We start from the raw sequence: 19,327 nt of genomic DNA, 5'->3' as shown, positions 1-19,327 counted from the left end.
TTCACTTTTTGCGTACTAAAAGAAAAGTCAAAAACTATAATCTTTGTTCAACATATTCTTTGAGCACAACTGCCTGGTTGTGTTCTTTGTTTTTAGCACCATAAAGAAAAAGGACATCTTGTTCGGCAAGCTCGTCTTTCACTTGGGCGACAAAAGCTGTGGTCGCTGGATTATGCTCTAATTCAGCAATGTACTTTTGCCTAAATTCAGGATATTTAGTATCATCGTGATTGAACCACTTACGCAATTCGGTGCTGGGACCAATTTCTTTGACCCACTCATCCAAATTAGCATCTTTTTTGCTTTTGCCTCGTGGCCACAGACGATCAACTAAAATGCGATAGCCAGCAGGCTGCTCATGTTCGTAAATGCGCACTACTTTTATTTTTGTCATGATAATATCTCCTTTTAGTTTAAGTTTACTACACGGAAGAAAAAATGAATTATTCAACTTATTTTACTAATAAACCAACTGCTGCTATTACTAAAGACTTAATCGGCAGACCATTAACATATAATGATGGTCAGAATATAATGGGTGGCTATATTGTGGAGGCTGAAGCATATTTAGGGGTCAAAGACAGGGCAGCACATTCTTACGGCGGCCATCGTAGCCCAGCTAATGAAGGTCTTTATCGCAAAGGCGGAACCATTTATATTTACGCTCAAAGACAGTACTTCTTTTTCGATGTCGCAACGCAAGAATATAATGAGCCGCAAGGAATTTTAATCAGGGCTATCGAACCAGTCTGGGGTATAGAGCAGATGATTAAAAACCGCGGGGGCAAAAATGGTGTGCTTTTAACTAATGGTCCTGCTAAAATGATGCAGGCTTTTGGCATTCACGATAAAAAATGGAATTTACACTTCTTGTCTGACTCCCCATTTAAAATTGATTTAGATGATAATCATAAAAAGTGGGCTAAGGAAATTAAAACCAGTGCCAGAATTGGTGTTAGTCAATCCGAATTAGAATGGGCTAACAAAAAATTACGTTATTATGTTGCCGGTAATCCCTATGTTTCTAGAATGAAAAAGAGCGCTTATCAGACAGATAACGGCTGGCGATAAGAGCAGCTTGCAGAAGTCTTTTAAAATAGTAAAAGAAAATAAATGAGATAATTATAAAATATTTTTTAAATAAAATTATTGACAAGTCACTCTTAATAGCCTATTATTTTTCTAAGTTAAATAATTTCCAATGCAATAGAGGTCGCGGTTGTTACGAAACTAATCTGAGTGAGCGAACACTTTGAAGGTTAGCGTAAGAATTACCGCCGAAACAAGAATGTTGTTCGTTTCAATCTTCTTGTTGGGCTGCAAGAGAATATTTTGCAGACTGTCCCGGTTAGTCCCCGGGGAGCGCTATATGATTTGTTCTAATAATAGATTATAACCTCGTTGTTTTGCGTAACAGCGAGTTTTTTATTTACGCTTTTATTGTGTTGGCTTTATTTGAAACATATTTTGTGGAGGTTTTCAAAATGAAGTCAAGATTTAAGTGGTTGGCTACCTTGGTTGCCTTATTCACTTGTTTAGGCATTGGGGCTGATTTTAGCCTGAATGAAGTTAGTGCCAAAAAGGACGACGGTACGCTCAAAGTCGCCATGGAAGCTAATTATCAGCCGTACAATTGGACACAGACTAATAATGCCAACGGTGCTGTGCCAATTGAGGGCTCAAAAGAATACGCCAATGGTTATGATGTCAAGATTGCTAAAGTCATTGGGCAAAAATTACACAGAAAAGTCGAAGTTGTTAAGACTGAATGGGACGGTTTACTTCCTGCTTTAACCAGTGGTAAAGCCGATTTAATTATTGCCGGCATGAGCCCAACAGCTGAACGTGAAAAAGCCATTAATTTCTCTCAGCCATATAGAAACAGTACTTTTGTGGTAATTACCAAACTTAACAGCAGATACGCCAACGCTAAAAAGCTGACTGACTTTAAGGGTGCAAAATTAACAGCGCAACAAGGTACTTTCCACTATGATTTAATCAAGCAGTTAAAAGGTGCTAAGAGACAACCAGCTATGCGCGATTTTGCGGCAATGCGGCAAAGTTTAATCTCTGGCACCATTGACGGCTATGTGGCCGAAGACACTGAATCAACTTCCTTTAAGATGGTTGATCCTGACATTAAGTCAATTCCTGTCAGCAAAATGGCTGGTTTTCACGCTACTAAGGAAGAATCTGTTACCTCAATCGGAATTGCCAAGCCTAACAAGGCTCTACTAAAGAGTGTCAACCAAATTTTAGCTACTATTCCTCAAGCAAAAAGGGTTAGGTTAATGACTGAAGCTGTTAAGCAGCAGCCTAAAACTGATAGTGATAAAAAAGGTAAAAAGGCTAAGTCAGAACCATGGTTAGTATCAATGTGGCGCCAATATGGCGGCATGATTTTAAACGGTATCGGTATGACCTTACTTTTAGCTTCAGTTGGTACCATTGCAGGTTTCTTTATCGGTCTGGCAGTGGGTATTGTCAGAACTATTCCTACACCAACTACCAGTGGTAAAAGATGGCTGCTCAAGTTTGTCAACTGGCTGCTTTCGGTTTATATTGAGATTTTCCGGGGTACGCCAATGATGGTGCAAGCAGCTGTGATTTACTATGGTATTGCCCAATTCTGGCACCTGAATATTGACAGAACGGTCGCCGCACTAATCATTGTTTCGATCAACACTGGAGCGTATTTAGCCGAAATCATCCGCGGCGGAATTATTTCTACACCTGAAGGTCAGTTTGAGGCAGCCAGTGCGCTAGGAATGACCCACAACCAGAGAATGTGGCATATTATTTTGCCACAAGCAATCAAGAATTGTCTTCCTTCAATTACTAATGAATTTATCGTTAATATCAAAGATACCTCAGTTTTGAGCATCATCTCCGTATCAGAGTTGTTCTTCGTTGGTTCAACTATTGCAAGTCAGACATTTAAGTTCTTCCCGACTTACCTGACAATTTCTGCTATCTACCTCATCTTGACCTTTACCATTACCAGAATATTCAACTTAATTGAAAAACACCTCCAAGGAAGTAAGAATTACAACTTAATGGCAAACCAAGTTCAAGTGGGCACACCAAAAGACATGGAGGCTAAGAACTAATGACTGAAACAAACGAAACTATTTTAAGTTTAAAGCACATCAAGAAAACATTTGGTGAACACCAAGTGTTAAAAGATATCTCTTTTGACATTAACAAAGGTGAAATTGCCACCATTATCGGTCCTTCAGGTGGCGGTAAATCAACTACTTTGCGCTGTATCAACCTGCTTGAAGAACCTACTGCCGGTGAAGTTGATTTTCATGGTGAAAATGTTTTGGCACCAAACTACAATCGTAATATTTATCGTGCTAAAGTCGGCATGGTTTTCCAACAATTTGACTTGTTTGAAAATAAGAACGTTTTAGCTAATTGTATGGTAGGTCAAGAGTTAGTATTAAAACGGTCAAAAGACGAGGCGCGTAAAATTGCACTTGCTAATCTGAAAAAAGTAGGTATGGAGCAATACGTTAATGCTCGTCCCAGCCAACTTTCAGGTGGACAACAACAACGGGTTGCGATTGCCCGAGCAATCTGCATGGATCCTGAAATTCTGCTATTTGATGAGCCTACTAGTGCTTTAGATCCAGAAATGGTCGGTGAAGTTTTAAGCGTCATGAAGAATCTGGCTACTACTGGTTTAACGATGATTATCGTAACCCACGAAATGGCGTTTGCGAAGGAGATTTCCGATCAAATGTTTTTCATCAGCGATGGCGTAATCACTGAACAAGGCACGCCAGATCAATTATTCAATCACCCGCAAAATGAAAAAACCGTCAAGTTTTTGAGTAATTTTCAGAATAATTAATAAGGTCTAATTGAATATAAAAAACTGGTAAATCTACGTGATGAATAACGTGATTTGCCAGTTTTTTAGTTTGCTTGTGGCTCTAAAAGTCCAATAATTTCCTGATTAAATTTAGTTGGCTCCTCCCACTGCGGGAAATGACCGGAATGGTCAAACCAAATTATATTGCACGGACTAGTAATTTTAGCAGCATATTCTGCAGTCAATGGTGAGGACACATGGTGGTCATGCCTGCCCTCACAGAAAGTGATGGGAACGGCAAAATGCAGGATATTTTCAAAATTAACGTCCATCAGTTCTTCCCAGAAATATTGAATTGATTGTTTCGAGCCCTGCAAGCGATGAATTAGGTCCTTAAAAGAATAATCTTTAGCAGATATAAAAGGACCAATTAATTTGCGGTAGTTTTTAGCGCCGTAGATTGAGCCACCATAAGCCACAATCATTTTAGTTAATTTGAGGCTGGCTTTAGTTGGTTCATGGACAAAATCAAGTTGGTCAAGTTTGGCAGTATTTTTCATTTTTGTTCGTAGAAAAGCTTTTTGTAAAGCAATATTCTTTTTCATATTAACGACTTGACCTATTCCGATATATTGCGTAACCAGGTCTGGATACTTTTGAATAAAATTGAGCCCTAAAACCGTACCCCAAGAATGACCCATAATAATCAATTTATCTTGTTTTAACCGTTTTAATAAATAAAGCACAAACTGATGAATATCTGCCAAGATGATATTGATGGACAAGTTTTCTTCAGGTGAAAATTTGTAATACGATAGTCCGCTGCCCCTTTGTTCCAGATTGACAAAGATAAAATGATCTTCTAGTTCGCTATTAAATTTTTTGGTCAAGGGGATGCAGGCATCGCCCGGTCCACCATGCAAATATAAAATGATTGGTTTCCGGCCTTGCTTTGAACTAATTGAAAAATAAAGTTTAGCGCCGTTAATTTCTACGTTTTCTATTACTGATGTACTACTCATTTTTTGCCTATATTCATATAATCGCTTGTTATTATGCATACACTGCTACTTTATTTAAGTATATTATTAATGTCTCTGCTTTGTAAATTGCAAATTATGTTTACAAGACTAACGCAATTTTTATCAAAAAGTCTGACGAACTTTACGCTAGAAAAAAGTACCAAGCAGTATAGTTGCCTGGTACTCAAATCTTGTTAAATTTTACTCATTTTTACCTTCAGCTTGGTAAAATTTAGCCCGATTAATTAAATAGTCAAATAAAAGCACACAGATTAGATTTAAGACAATAATTAAGAGTATTAATAATGGGTGATCTTCTTGCTCATCTGTCATATTCAATAAATATAAAGTTTCAAAACTAATAGGTGCACCTTGTAATGCCATAAAATAAAATAAATCATTTTCGACTTGCTTAGTAAATGTTTCTTCTTTTACTTCAAAGCAAGCTGTAGCAATTATTGTTATGATGAATGCACTAATTGACCATATTAAGTTATAATTCGGCTTATTGGAGAAAAAAGCCTCCATTTCAATTATACACAACCACAGTAAAGCAACTCTTGCTAATTTCATTTTCATCTTATTTCCCACAGCCTTTCTTTTTCGAATTATTTTAATTATTTTATTATTTATAATTATAAATGAAATGTGGTATTAATCAAAGGTTCTATTAGTCACTGCAGTTGTTCCGTTAGAAATATCAGCTATTACATCTGTTTCAGATTGGTCAAAAATCAGCTTAATTTATCTCTAATTAAAAATTTTACAATTTAATATTTATGTACTAACCTATAAGTAATTATTATCACTGATATAACTAAAAGTTTAAATTAAATTATAACTGTTTCTTGTATCTGTGAAAAGTTTAATATTGCTTTGTGCATAATAAATCTTGGCAATATCATGATTGGAGCTATTAATAATGACCAAAAAACAGACTAAGATGAAAGAACAACTGTTATCAGATCATCTATATAAAGTTGTATGGCTTATTGCATTAGGCGAATTCTTGTTGGTTTTAATCCTACCGTTTTTCAAATCTCTTGGTTTAAGCGTTGGCGCTTTGGGTCTCCTACTATCAGCTTTGTCAGATGTATTTACAACATTTTTTCAACACAAACATATTACCTTTATTATAAGTTTGGTTTTGGGTTGGCTATTAGCTCTAATAATTAGTGTTATTCTGTTTTTTTACATTATGTGGGCTTCAGGCAACATGGTTTTCGTCAAATAATGAATTTAAATAAATATTGCCACAGAAAAGAAAGAGCACAAAAACAGGCAAACCACTTAAATTGTGGTTTGCCCGCTTTTTAGTTGATGCTCAAATAGCAGTGTCCCGGTAATTAAAACCAATGAGGCTAGACTTTAAAAGCTGCGCGCTAATCATCGTGTTCTATGTGCCATTCTTTAATCTGCTCCAATCTCTTTTTAAAGCGGTCTTCATGACCCTGCGATGTTGGCAAATAATATTCGTGTCCCTCTAAACTCGGTGGCATAGTTTTCATTGTCGTTAACTTGTCTTTAGCATAATGCGCGAGTTGGTAACCTTTACCATAGCCCAAATCTTTCATTAACTTAGTCGGGGCATTGCGAATTTGCAAAGGCACTGGTTCATCAATAGTCTTCTTAACATCTTCTTCAGCAGCCAGCCTAGCCTTATAAACTGCGTTTGATTTCGGAGCAAGCGACAAATAAATCACTGCTTCCGTCAAGTGCACATCACATTCCGGCATCCCTATAAATTGACAAGCCTGAAAGACGTTGACCGCCACATTCAGCGCATTAGTATCTGCCAAGCCAATATCTTCACTGGCAAAGCGCACTAGTCTGCGTGCAATATAAAGCGGATCTTCTCCCCCTTCAAGCATCCGCGACAGCCAATAAATTGCCGCGTCCACATCGCTGTTACGCATTGATTTATGCAAAGCGGAGATGATATTGTAGTGTTCTTCTCCGTCTTTATCATACAGGACTGACTTTTGGGTGATTAATTGTCCCAGACTTTCCATAGTCACGGCGATCGTATTGCCAGTTTTATGACCGTTTAAAACTGCCATCTCCAGCGTATTTAAAGCTGTTCTGGCGTCACCGTTGGCAAATTTGGCAATGGCTTTAATCTCCTGCTCACTGATTTTGACGGTTAACTTGCCAAAACCGTTAGGGTTGTGCAAAGCGTTTTGCAATAACTTGATAATATCTTTGACTTCAAGCGGTTTTAAGACAAAAACCTTACAGCGTGAAAGCAGCGCCGAGTTAACCTCAAAGGAAGGATTTTCGGTCGTAGCACCAATTAAAATGATACTGCCACGTTCAACGTAGGGTAAAAAAGAATCTTGTTGTGCTTTATTAAAACGATGGATTTCATCTACAAATACCAGCGTTTTTTGCCCCACTTCGTGTTCAGCTTCTGCCTGCTTCATAATTTTGCGGATTTTAGTAATGCTGCTGTCAACCGCACTAAAATTAAAAAAGCTCGCTTGACTCTGCCGGGCAATTATTTCAGCCAAAGTCGTTTTACCGACTCCCGGTGGTCCCCAAAAAATCATTGAGGAAACCTGGTCATTATCAATGATTTCTCGCAAAATTTTTCCCGGTCCCAGCAGCTGTTCTTGTCCTACAAACTGAGCTAGATTTTGGGGACGCACGCGGTTAGCCAATGGTTCATTTTGCCCACTGTTTGCAAATAATGATTCTTGCTTCATCATTACATCTTCTTTATTTACTTCTAGATACTTACTAACCTAATTATACAAGTATTTGTCCGCTAGCAAAAAAATGAACGTCTGTTTGCTCTAAATTTATTAACTAGTTTGCATTACAATGATATAAGTAAAGAAATTGGATATTATTCTGGTGTTTCTGAGCAAAAACCAACTTATTATTACCTGCAGGCAGAAACAGTAATGGTAAAGACTGCTATGCAATGGGAAAGAATCGTTATATTAGAGCAAATAACGTTGATAGTATAGATGGATATCCTCTTATGTATAATGGCGTTACCTATGCCACTGTTCTCAAAAAGACGACAACTCAAACATTAACCAATGATTCTACTAAGCACGTTCTAAAAAAGGGTCAAAAAATTAAAGTTGATTTGGCGGTTGAGCCTTGGGCAGAAGACTTTGAAGGCTATATCTATCGCCTGCACGATTATCCTAACGAATATGTTGCTCAAAGTTACATTAAATTGAGAAACTATTTGCCAACATCAAGTTATAGTGAGCTTACATTCACTTTTGTAAAGCCTCAGACTACAGCAGATACTAAATTCTATAGTCTTGACGGTACCCCAACAGGTGTCAGTTACAGGAACCGTAATCAAACCCCGCTAACCACTGATGGTCTTTATTACTTATGGGTACCTAGCGAAAACAAAGCCGAACTGTTTTATCACTACGTACCCTACAAACAGGACAGAAGTTATTTTGTTAATAACGATGGCACCGACCTTAAAGATGCAGAGATTGATAAAAACACCAACAAACCAATTGAAACGACAGAAGACAAGATCCACTATAGTAACAGCTTTATCAAAGTCAGTGATGTCACTTATGCCGGAGGAAATAAATTAGTCCCTCTTAATTCTCCTAAGGATGCCGAGAACGATCAGAAAGTAGCAACAGATAAGGATAAGCAAGAATTGCAAAGAAAATTTGAGGCAAAAAAGAATGCCCAGAATGTTAAAGGTCATGATGAAAGTGCAGTAAAGAATTATAATAATGCTTTGTTGATTGCTTCTTCCGTTCTAAAATCACCTAAAGCAACAATTGCTCAGGTAAGGCAGGCACTGTGGCTACTTGAACCAATTAGAACTCAATTAGCACTTTAAATTTTGCGCAATGAAGTTAAATTAAAAAGGAGTTAGTCTATCAAATACAAGTGAACTAACTCCTTTTTTATTGCTTAAATTTACTGTCTAATTTGAAAATTGCAGTTTATAACTAAACTAATATTCATAAAATCCTTACTATCTATCAGCCTATTAACTTTTTTATGTTAACAATTTAGTTAAGACTTAGCGGAAATGGCTCTACATCGAGTAAGTACGTGATCAGCATAGGTTTCTCCTCTATATGAAAAGCGCAGTTGATCAACACCTAATAAGTTACTATCTGACACAACAGGAAGAAATTCGCGCGGGTTCATCAAATAAATATTCCAAAAGTATATATATTCAGTATCACATAGATTTTCAATAATTTTTACTTGAGATTCAATCCTAGGTGAAACTTTTGTATAAAATTTAGAAAAATTTATATGAATATAATTAAAGTTTAGTACATAAAGCAATGTTTCTGCATCATACGGTTTTCTTCCAAAATCTTTCTCTTTTTCCGAATTTATTATTAATTGTTTAAAATATTTTTGCGCATAATCATCATATGAAAACTGCTTTAAATTAAATAAATCTACCAATTCTCTATAGATATGAAGTTTTTTACCATTAGTAACTACATGATCTGCTTCTTTTTGAACCTTATTAAAAATCTTTTCAAATTTAGAAATAACATATTCATCAGCACTTGCTTTATATTTTAATTTTTCTTGCTCTGACAATTTGCTGTTTATCTTTGTTTTTCTTTTATTATAAAGCTGACTAGCATATTTTTGTAATACAAATCTGATTAAGCTATTTGGCATTTCATATTCTGAAGATCCCACTACTTCAATAGCTACTTCTGCCATAAACAAATATTCTTTTTCATGTATTATATTTAGTCCAGCTTTGTTGTAAAGATATTTTTTAAGTTCAGCGACATTTTCTTCATTTTCTTTATAAAAAATAGTCTTTAACTTCTCTTTATTTTCTAATATATTCTCTAGGTCTGCTATGCTATGACTTGTTGCTAAGTCATCAACAAAATAAGAATCTGGTTTTTCAAGATATTTTATTATGGTTAACTCTCTCGAGCTAAGAACTTGATCCATTAATTGCTCAATATCACTTTTGTTAACTTGAATATTATCCTGATCATTCACCTCTGGTTTATAACCATTTTGTAATTTATTATAATTGCTTTTATGAAACAAATATAAATAAATAATAAATAATTCTTGACCTAAATCGACTCTATCTAGCTTTGACCTGAAAATCAACTGATTCTGAACATAACTTAAATATTGATTTGCATTTCTTGCTGTCCTTTTTTCACTAATAAATAATTTCTTTATATCAGAAAAACTAAAATCCCTAGTATTTTGATAGGTAGTGTATTTAGCGTTGGGATCATTTATTTTTTCTAATTCTTGCCTAATTTTGTTTTCGATTTTATTTGCTATATTAACTGATTGTAATTGCACAGGTAATCCGATTTGACGATCAATTATCTTACTTAAATAGTTATCTTCATTTTTACTTATTTTATCAAAATCACCTACAAAAATGATTCTTGTTTTTCCGTTAAGTTGGTTAAAAAACAAGTAAAGTTCATTTTGCACATCCTTATGTAGTCTGTCAAAATCATCAACTATCAAAATCCTGGGGTGCTTTTTACGTTGCAAGTTTCTTTTATCTATCCACAATAATAACCTATCCATATCAAAAAATTTATTTTGATAATATGTAATTAAAGTTGTGATTAAGCACGCTACAACTACTAACCAACTTTTTTCATGATTACTAAGTTGCCTTTGAATAATAGTAATTGTTGATAAGTATGTACTAGCTACAACTGTTATAAAGAGCAGTGCAATATATAGAATTATCTTTAGCCAATAGAATCTTGGATGAATGGCTTCGAATATATTTTGAGCAAGTGAAGCTTTATTTTTAGGTTTCCATAATTCCAAATAAACAAATTTAAAATTGTTATTACTTACATTCTCAACTTCTTTCAAGTACTCGGTTTTTCCGCTTCCCCAAGTACCATTAAGAAAAAAAGTTTTAGGTTGCTCTTCTCTAAGCTCCTTTGCAAAAGCCTCGGCAACCTTAGTAGTGTCAATTTTATCTATTTTCCAATCTTGATCCATGCTACCCCTCACTATAAATTTCATTTTACTAATGATCCCAATAACATTTTTTAGTCTAAAATTTATAAAGTTTAATGCAAAATAAAAACTGGACTAATAAATCTTAAAATTATTTTGCTGGCAAAATATAATGATATTAAGACTCACTTCAAACTAAGACCTACTTTTTAAGTTCATTATATGCTGTTTTACACTTAAAATAGTTTAGAAAATCACAGTTTATTCTCGCAAAAATATTACAAACCAGACAAAAGTTCTAACAATTTATATAATAAAACAATTTTAAATATCAGTTTAGGGTACAATGATATTAACTTAAGCGATTTTTTGTGAGGTCATAATATGAATTTTTTCAAGAAAGTTGGCATTGGCTTAACAGCCCTGGCCCTATCCACCACTCTATTTTTGCCATATACCGCTAACTCCCAAACAGTAGAAGCTGCTCAGAAAGCCAAAGGAAAAGTCACGCTGCTTGAGAGCGATTATGTTTACAACCCGTCAGGCCATAAAATAAAATTGAAGCAAAATCGGGGTACACATAGCTATAACATTCCTAACGGCTTTAGCGCTGATCCCAAGGGCTATTTGACTACAGAAATGATAGTTTATGATGATGACAGTAGAACCAGTTATCCCTACTACGGCACTAAAAAAATTAACGGACAAAAATTTTACCACTTGGGGCATAACTATTACATTAATAGTGCTAATGTTTTAAAAGTCAATGGGCGCAATATCACACAAGGCAAATTGACTATCAAACACGATGCACTGATTTACACCAAGACTGGCAAAACAACGGGAAAGAAACTAAGAACTAATACAATTGTTAAGTACCAAGGAAAAGCTAAGACTGCTACTAAAACACCCAAATATTTTTACTACCTTAAGGATGTCGCAAGGTACTTCCAGCCCAAATACGTACCTGCCCACAAAATAAAAGGAAAATATTTTTACTCCTTAGGACATAACAGTTACATTAAAGCAGCTAACGTCGGCTATATTAACGGTCACATTGCTCGCTACAACGGTGTTTCGTCAGCGACTGTTCTTAAGAACACCGCCAGCATAACGGTAAATTATTCTGCCGTTAAACGTAAACTGAAAAAAGGACAGAAGATTAAACTTGATTTAACTGTTATTCCTTACCAAAATGATGGCTTTGAGGGTTATCTTTACAGACTGCACGACTATCCGGATGAATATGTTGATGAAGACGATGTTAAATTGAAAAAGAATTTGCCTATCATTGACTATCGCGACTTAGTTTATACTTACGTTACGCCAGTGACAGATAACAGCGTTGAACTTTATGACACATCTGGCAAGACAATTGGTAAACGCATCATAAAGCCGCAATACAGTAATTTGACAGTTGACGGCTTAATGTATCTCTGGGTACCCGAGGAAAACAAGGCGGAACTGTTTTATCATTGTTTAAATTACAGTGACGCTAGTGTGATTGATGCCAACCAACCAAACCCGGTGCCAAATTCAGAGCCAACTTACCCTGCAAAAAAGCAAGCACTAATCTATGGCAATAACTTTATTAAGGTGAACGATGTGAAATACGTCAGCGGGTTAAAGCTAAAAGCACTGAATACAATTGTGCAGGCTGAAAATGGGCAAAAAATTGCGACAGGAGCTGACAAACAGGAACTGCTCACACTTTTTAATGAAGGAAAAGATCTAGCACAAAATAGCGCTTATCATGATCTTATGTCTAATTATGATTGTGCCTTAAGAAACGCTTCTGCTATGTTAAGGTCTGATAAGGCAACTGTCACACAGGTAGATGAGGCTGTCTGGTATGTTAAAACCGCTAAAAAGCAGCTGACAACTATGTCTACCCCTCCCGGTGATTAAATGGCTACTGGTCAGAGCAATATTAGTTTTACAAAAATAGTCCAAGCAAATATAATAGACAATATGTAGAGCCTGGCAAAAACGAGACTATCAGTTTAATGCCGATTTATTAGTTATTAAAAAATAACTATGAACTGACAAAAAGTAGTGATAAGCTTAGTGATAAAGGCTATTAAAATCAAATTTAAAGGAGTAAACCAAAGTGAAATTACATAAAAATATTATTGTTGCAGCTGTTGCGGGTATTACCGTTTTAGCGCCAATTATTAGTCAAACTTCAGCTGTTTTAGCAGATGTAGCTGCAACTAATCAAACAAATACTAATACCAATAATCCAGACACAAGTGCAACAGATAAAACTGAAACCCCTGTAGCTGAACCAATTTCGCAACCTATTGAAGATAATGATCCCGAGCCTAAGACCAACATCCACAAGACTAAGAAGACCTGGTCAAAACGCCACCAGAAAGCAAATAATTATTTCAATAAGAACGTCAAGAAGGGGCAGAAGTTAACGAATAAGACTAAAAAATTAGCCCTTTACAAGAAGACCTTGAAGCATTTTAAAAATTATAAGACTAAGTATGCCAAGACTTTCAAGAAATATCTTAATGCAGAAATTAAATGGTTAAAGAGACAAATTAAGAAAGATGTTCCTACTACTAAACCTTCTGGAGATCTTAAGCCAAAACCTGTAAATCCTCCTAAGAAACAACCATCAGAAGATCATGGTGGTTGGATTGATAGTACATTATATGATGACTATATAATAGATTATAAATATTATCGTAAATATCCAAGTGATTATAAAAAGAAAGTTCAAAATGATATTAAAGATTTAAAGAAACGTGGTTTTAAGTTTAATAAAGACTTATCTGATAAAGGATACGAAGCACATAATAAGAAACTTCAAAAACGTGATGATAAACTTATTGACGAAGGTAAATTAAAATAACCATATTTACTTCTATTAATTGAATATAATGGAGGTAACAATATGGACAATAATAAAGATGTACTAGAAAAAGCTAATTCGTACTTAAAACGAACTAGCCTTTTTTGTCTTATCTATTTAAGTTTGAACCCTTTAGGCAACTGTGGTCTTTTGCCATTATACATAACATAAGTTTCTTTAGGACTCTTTTTAGCCGAATGATTATACAGTTTGAGCAATTGTTTTTCCGTATATTTTTTGCCTTTCGGCTTTCTAATTGTGCCTTTACCTACTGCTTGGATATGTTTAAAGCCTTTGCCTACTCCCGAACTCTTACGTAAGCGGTAATGCCCAAGCTTGACAACAAAGCCTTTGGGATTGCCAGCATTTTTCAAAACCTGACTATTATGGATATTAAAATGACTTAAATCAACTCCAGCGAGCTTCTGATCATTAGTAAACATTTCCGTTGAATCGTATACTTTTGGTAACCGCCAGCCATGCAGATCAACAAAAACAAGATTATCACAGTTCATAAACATTTCGCTGACCCTAGTAACTTGGCGTGTATCCCAAGTATGCAGGTCAAGCTGCTCAAGACTTTTTGCACCCTTAAACATCCTAAGCATATCAGTAACTTTGGCAGTATTAAAGTGTCTCAAGTCAATGTCTTTTAGACTGCTGTCACCACTGAACATATAATTCATCCAGCGTACGTTCTTGGTGTTCCAGCCCGTTAAATTGAGTTTGGTCAAAGAGCTGTCTCCAGAAAACAGCGAGATCATATTAGTAACGTTGCTGGTATCAAAACTACTTAAATCTAAACTAGTAACAGCTGGATTGTCTGCGAACATTTCTCTCATATCTTCAACTTTACTCGTATCAAAGTGACTGAAATTTAGCTGATCCAAATGAGCGAATTTTGCAAACATCCCCGCCATATCTGTAACATTACCAGTATTAAAGCCACTTAAGTCAAGTTTAGTTAAGTTAGAACACCCTTGAAACATATTTTTCATACTGGTGACTTTTTTGGTGTCCCAATTAGCCAAGTTTAAGTGAATAACCTTACTGCCCGAAAACATTTCAGCCATATTTGTCACTTGGCTGGTAGCAAAACTACTCAGATCAAGACTTGACAGATTTGGGGTACTGGAAAACATATCGGACATATTAGTAACTTTTCTGGTGTTAAAGTGCTTCAGATTTAGTTCAGGAACTTTTACTCCAGCAAACATACCAGACATGTTAGTGACATTACCGGTATTAAAATTAGCCAAATTAAGTTCTGCCACATCGCTATCCGCAAACATATCTGCCATATTGGTCACTTGGCTAGTATCAAAACTACTCAGATTAAGACGTTTCATCGCACTGTTTCTAAACATACCACCCATATTAGTGACTTTGCTGGTATTAAAACTGCTCAAATCTACTTCTGTCAGTGCTGTGCTGTCAAACATTCGTTCCATACTAGTCACTTGGCTGGTATCAAAGTGACTCACATCAGCTTTAGTTAGGGCTTGGTCATTAGTAAAAAGCAAAGCCATATTTGTCACTTGACTAGTATCAACTTTGTCGAGGCCCGTAATGTCCTCTAAATGCTCAAGATCGGAAAACTTTTCTGCCGAGTTCGGAGCCATTTGAACCGGTGTTTCAAACGCAATATGCTCAATATTACCAGACCATTTAAACTGTTTTAAAAACGGTGTACTTGATAATTGACTATTCTTTTGCGCGCCACTAATCCGCAGGGTTCTGGTAATAATGTCATATTTCCATGTGCAGCCACCATCAGTGCTAGTCCACAGACCGGCATCAGATGGCAAACCTGTCGCACTAATTGGGACAACAGTAGGAGGTTCTGTTGCGGCAGCCACATTTAAATTGGTGTGCAACGTTACGACTAAACCTAATGCCATTGCTGCCAAGCCTGCACCTGTCTTTTTTAACTTGATTAAATTGGGTAATTTCATCTTGACACCTCTTTTCTCTTACCCTAATTATACGGGTATTTTACTTAAAACTAATTAATAATTTAAAACTTAAGTTAAACTTTGTCAGCCTTTATTCTTTTACTGTAAGACATGTATTACTACCCCCTATATTAGGTTATAATAAATTTAGTAGAAAGGATTAGTAAGGAGGTAAATCATGAAACTTACCAAAAAAATCTGTTTGGCGATTACGGCTTTGGCATTGGTCGTCACACCTTTTTTAGCAAATTGCAATCAAATACAGACAGTTGCAGCTACCAAAAGCAGTAAAAAGACCGCAAAGGGTAAAATCACGTTAATCTATGATGCCCATCTTTATAATAAATATGGTCATAAAATTAAAAACAAGAACAAATATCTGCCTTATGCTGAAGATGATGCCAATGGCTATAAGTACATTCCAGGATTTAATGCAGATGTTATGCAATATTACGGCACCAAAATAATTAATGGACAAAAATTCTATAATATTGGTGATGGTTGCTACATTAGTATGGCGGATATTAAAGAAGTCAATGGTAAGAACAGCAAAAAGGGCAAATTGGTTTTATTACAGAAATCAGCTGTATATACTAAAGCCGGTAACAAGAGTGGTTATACTTTACCTAAGCGCGCTATTGTTAAGTATCAGGGCAAAGTTAAACAAGTTAAGTCAAAGCCGAAATACTATTATAGTAAATACTTTAAATCAGATAACGACGAGCACTTTTTCTACCTTCCTCTTACAAAAATTAAAGGGAAAAATTATTATGCCATTGGTAAAAACCGCTATGTCAAAGCCTATAATGTGGCAAGCTTAGATGGTTATCCTCTAACTTACAATGGGGTTACAACTGCCACGGTCTTAAAAAAGACAGCAACTCAAACTATCAAAAATAAGACAACAAAACATGTTTTAAAAAAGGGGCAGAAAATAAAAGTTGATTTGGCTGTTGAACCTTGGGCAGAAGACTTTGAAGGCTATATTTTCCGTCTACATGATCATCCTGACGAGTACATATATGAAAGCTACATCAGCTTAAGAAACTATTTGCCAACTTCTGATTATCTTGCTCAAGTCTGCAGTTATGTGAAATCAAAGAAGCCTGCAAACATTAAGTTGTATGATGTCACAGGCAACCCTGTTGGAGTTAGCTTTAATGCTGCGGAGCTGTCCATCTTCAATGTTGACGGCTTGTTCTATATTTGGAATACAGCAACAAATAAGGCTGAATTGTATTACCATCTTTTAAGCAGCAGCTTTAACAAAAAAGACCTCCTCAATAATGACGGTACACAATTAAGCAGTCCTAAGTCAGACTCTCAAAATGCTGGGAGCACTTTAACTACCGCTGAAAAAATAATTTCCGTTAACAGTTTCGTCAAAGCCAGCGACGTAAAATTTTATGACGGTATTAAGCTTTCACCTTTAAATAAACCTGCAGAAACGGAGCAGAAACAAAAAATAGCCACTGCCAGTGATAAAGCACAGCTACAAAAAGCCTTTGATTCTGGGCAGCAAATTGGTAACGGCAGTGGCCGCCATGTTGGACTTTTGCTTAGTTACGACTATGCTTTAGTTAACGCAGCTGTGGTTTTAAGATCAACAAAAGCAACTTTGGCACAAGTAGACCAAGCAAACTGGTTATTAGAAACCACTAAAACCCAGATAGACACTTTGTACTTCGAAGATTTTAGTTAAGGTTTGCTGGAAAGCCAAATTAAAAAGGATTGGTTCTGAAATGAACTAATCCTTTTATTTTGCTAAAGATTAAAAATGAAATGATTTTGGCAGCTGTGGTTTTTTACCATTATACATGACATAAGTTTCTTTAGGGCTCTTTTTGGCAGAATGATTATACAGCTTGAATAATTGCTTTGCAGTATATTTTTTGCCTTTCGGATTTCTAATTGTTCCTTTGCCTACAGCCTGAATATGCTTAAATCCTTGACCTACTCCTGAACTCTTACGCAAACGGTAATGACCCAGCTTTACAGCAAACCCTTTAGGATTGCCAGCCTCCAATAATATTTGACTATTATGAATATTAAAATGACTAAGATCCACACCGATCAGGTTTTTATCGTGATAAAACATTTGCGTTGAATCTTCTAACTTGGGCATTTTCCACCCGTGTAAGTTGACATAAGTTAGATTAGGACAATCCATGAACATTCTAGCCGTCGCATATACTTTACTCGTGTTCCAGTCATGCAGGTCTACAGTTTCCAACTTGGTGTCATTTCTGAATAGGTCAATCATACTGGAAACATTTTTGGTGTTCAGCTTACCTAAATCGACATTAACTAAATTTTTATCATTCCTAAACATGTTGCCCATATCCGTTAAACTCTTTGGGTTCCAACCCTTCAAATTTACTTCAGATAAAGCAGTACATTTTCTAAACATATTGAAAGTGCGCGTAACTTTGCGAACATCAAAATGACTGACATCAATTTTCTTAACATTAGAGACATTTTCGAACATACCAACCATGGAAATGACATTGCGTGTGTCTAATTTATTTAAGTCCAGTTGATCAAGATGATTAAAACCGGTAAACATCCCAGTCATATCTTTGACTTTACTGGTGTTCAAATTACCCAAATCGAAATCAGTTAGGCTATTCATATTTTTAAACATATACTGAGTATCTGTTAAGTTGCGGGTATCCCAGCCAGTGGTATTTACCTTTACTAAATCAGGCGCGTCAGCAAACATATAGGCCATTGTGGTCACATTTTGGGTATTAAAATTGCTTAAATCAAGACTGGTTACTTTTTTAAGCTTTTCAAACATACCATTCATTTTAGTAACATTGTGGGTGTCAAAATTACTTAGGTCTAAGTTAGTTAGGCTGTCATTTGCGAACATCCCACTCATATCTGTTACATTTTGCGTATTAAAGTTTTTAAGATTAAGTTGTGTGACCTTAGCTTCCCCAAACATGTTGGCCATGTTAGTTACATTACTGGTATCAAAGTGGTCTAGGTCCAATTTTGTAACAACCGTATTGGTAAACATACTTCCCATGTCAGCTACTTTAGATGTATTAAAATTCTTCAGATCCAACTGCTTGGCTTTTGTGAATGCAAACATGCCGTTCATGTTCACTACATTTTTGGTATCAAAGTGACTAACATCTAGTTCGGTCGTTTTTAGACCCAAAAACATTTGACTCATATCGGTTACCCGGCTAGTATCAAAATGGCTGACATCAAGACTGGTTAAGTTCGAATCGTCAGAAAACAACTTCGACATATTAGTTACGTTGCTGGTATCAACTTTGTCTATGCCTTTGATATCTTGCAGTGAACTTAATTGAGCAAATTTTTCTTTTGAGTCCGGTGCCATTTGAATCGGATCTTCAAAAACAATATGTTCGATATTCCCAGCCCATTTGAATTCTTTAGTAAAAGGCGTACTTGACAGTTGTGCTCCCTTAGTACCGCTAATAGTCAGAGTATCGGTAAGAACATCATATTTCCAAGTGCAACTGCCATCTGTGCCAGTCCAAAAGCCTAGCTGATTATTGACAGTGCTGGTTGCAGTTGGTGTAGTTTTTGCAGTTTGATCGTTAGCAGCAGGTGTAGCAGAAGCTGCCAAAACATTCTGGACCAGATTAGCGCCACTCATCATGCCCAAGACTGCGGCAGCCATACTGATCCCCAATTTTGCTAAAATATTTTGCTTGAATTTAGTTGACTTCATTTTTTAACCTCCCTTTTTCCTTAA

At 35.9% G+C, this 19,327-nt stretch carries 15 protein-coding genes and 1 riboswitch; of the genes, 8 read left to right on the top strand and 7 right to left on the bottom strand.

Going from position 1 to position 19,327, the window contains the following annotated elements; translation table 11 throughout:
* Window positions 1–34: 34 nt before the first annotated feature.
* Entirely contained in the window at window positions 35–394 is a 360-nt protein-coding gene (locus DLD54_RS00850; protein ID WP_109917914.1) for a DUF488 domain-containing protein, read from the bottom strand.
* A gap of 44 nt (window positions 395–438) precedes the next feature.
* Between DLD54_RS00850 and DLD54_RS00845 the strand changes: the two genes are divergently transcribed.
* The 3 genes from DLD54_RS00845 to DLD54_RS00835 all read left to right on the top strand — a co-directional run bounded on the left by DLD54_RS00845 (window position 439) and on the right by DLD54_RS00835 (window position 3,859).
* Window positions 439–1,071 (top strand): DNA-3-methyladenine glycosylase, encoded by a 633-nt coding sequence (locus DLD54_RS00845; protein ID WP_109917913.1) that lies wholly within the window; start codon window positions 439–441, stop codon window positions 1,069–1,071.
* Between the two features lie 128 nt (window positions 1,072–1,199).
* Window positions 1,200–1,376: riboswitch (Lysine riboswitch) on the top strand.
* Window positions 1,377–1,484: 108 nt separating this feature from the next.
* Entirely contained in the window at window positions 1,485–3,110 is a 1,626-nt protein-coding gene (locus DLD54_RS00840; protein ID WP_109917912.1) for an ABC transporter substrate-binding protein/permease, read from the top strand.
* Window positions 3,110–3,859, top strand: coding sequence for an amino acid ABC transporter ATP-binding protein (locus DLD54_RS00835; protein WP_038520816.1), 750 nt, complete (start codon window positions 3,110–3,112; stop codon window positions 3,857–3,859). The genes DLD54_RS00840 and DLD54_RS00835 overlap by 1 nt, the downstream gene beginning before the upstream one ends.
* Before the next feature lie 65 nt (window positions 3,860–3,924).
* Here DLD54_RS00835 and DLD54_RS00830 read toward each other — a convergent pair whose 3' ends face one another.
* Window positions 3,925–4,842: an alpha/beta fold hydrolase gene (locus DLD54_RS00830; RefSeq protein WP_158593306.1), complete on the bottom strand. Its 918-nt coding sequence runs from the start codon at window positions 4,840–4,842 to the stop codon at window positions 3,925–3,927.
* Between the two features lie 201 nt (window positions 4,843–5,043).
* Window positions 5,044–5,415, bottom strand: coding sequence for a hypothetical protein (locus tag DLD54_RS00825; protein ID WP_162542252.1), 372 nt, complete (start codon window positions 5,413–5,415; stop codon window positions 5,044–5,046).
* Window positions 5,416–5,764: 349 nt separating this feature from the next.
* On the opposite strand from DLD54_RS00825, the gene DLD54_RS00820 reads away from it, so the two are divergent.
* Window positions 5,765–6,076 (top strand): hypothetical protein, encoded by a 312-nt coding sequence (locus DLD54_RS00820; RefSeq protein WP_109917909.1) that lies wholly within the window; start codon window positions 5,765–5,767, stop codon window positions 6,074–6,076.
* Between the two features lie 148 nt (window positions 6,077–6,224).
* Here DLD54_RS00820 and DLD54_RS00815 read toward each other — a convergent pair whose 3' ends face one another.
* Window positions 6,225–7,547: a replication-associated recombination protein A gene (locus DLD54_RS00815; protein WP_109917908.1), complete on the bottom strand. Its 1,323-nt coding sequence runs from the start codon at window positions 7,545–7,547 to the stop codon at window positions 6,225–6,227.
* A gap of 221 nt (window positions 7,548–7,768) precedes the next feature.
* On the opposite strand from DLD54_RS00815, the gene DLD54_RS00810 reads away from it, so the two are divergent.
* Window positions 7,769–8,674 (top strand): hypothetical protein, encoded by a 906-nt coding sequence (locus DLD54_RS00810; protein ID WP_147442448.1) that lies wholly within the window; start codon window positions 7,769–7,771, stop codon window positions 8,672–8,674.
* Between the two features lie 179 nt (window positions 8,675–8,853).
* Here the strand turns inward: DLD54_RS00810 and DLD54_RS00805 are convergent, their stop codons facing one another.
* Complete coding sequence (locus DLD54_RS00805; protein WP_158593305.1) at window positions 8,854–10,815, bottom strand: P-loop NTPase fold protein; 1,962 nt, start codon at window positions 10,813–10,815, stop codon at window positions 8,854–8,856.
* Window positions 10,816–11,157: 342 nt separating this feature from the next.
* Here DLD54_RS00805 and DLD54_RS00800 point away from each other — a divergent pair, with 342 nt between their 5' ends.
* Together DLD54_RS00800 and DLD54_RS00795 are read left to right on the top strand one after the other, a co-directional pair.
* Window positions 11,158–12,681: an SLAP domain-containing protein gene (locus tag DLD54_RS00800; protein ID WP_109917905.1), complete on the top strand. Its 1,524-nt coding sequence runs from the start codon at window positions 11,158–11,160 to the stop codon at window positions 12,679–12,681.
* Between the two features lie 202 nt (window positions 12,682–12,883).
* On the top strand, window positions 12,884–13,636 hold the full coding sequence (locus DLD54_RS00795) for a hypothetical protein (RefSeq protein WP_109917904.1): 753 nt from the start codon (window positions 12,884–12,886) through the stop codon (window positions 13,634–13,636).
* Window positions 13,637–13,749: 113 nt separating this feature from the next.
* Here the strand turns inward: DLD54_RS00795 and DLD54_RS00790 are convergent, their stop codons facing one another.
* Window positions 13,750–15,591: a BspA family leucine-rich repeat surface protein gene (locus DLD54_RS00790; protein WP_109917903.1), complete on the bottom strand. Its 1,842-nt coding sequence runs from the start codon at window positions 15,589–15,591 to the stop codon at window positions 13,750–13,752.
* Between the two features lie 178 nt (window positions 15,592–15,769).
* Between DLD54_RS00790 and DLD54_RS00785 the strand changes: the two genes are divergently transcribed.
* Window positions 15,770–17,293, top strand: coding sequence for an SLAP domain-containing protein (locus tag DLD54_RS00785; RefSeq protein WP_109917902.1), 1,524 nt, complete (start codon window positions 15,770–15,772; stop codon window positions 17,291–17,293).
* A 69-nt stretch (window positions 17,294–17,362) separates the two neighbouring features.
* On the opposite strand, the gene DLD54_RS00780 is transcribed toward DLD54_RS00785, so the two are convergent.
* Entirely contained in the window at window positions 17,363–19,303 is a 1,941-nt protein-coding gene (locus tag DLD54_RS00780; protein ID WP_109917901.1) for a BspA family leucine-rich repeat surface protein, read from the bottom strand.
* Between the last annotated feature and the right edge of the window lie 24 nt (window positions 19,304–19,327).

It is taken from the genome of Lactobacillus helsingborgensis (assembly GCF_003173695.1).
Lineage (GTDB): Bacteria > Bacillota > Bacilli > Lactobacillales > Lactobacillaceae > Lactobacillus > Lactobacillus helsingborgensis.
This window is presented reverse-complemented; position numbering and strand designations above follow the sequence as displayed.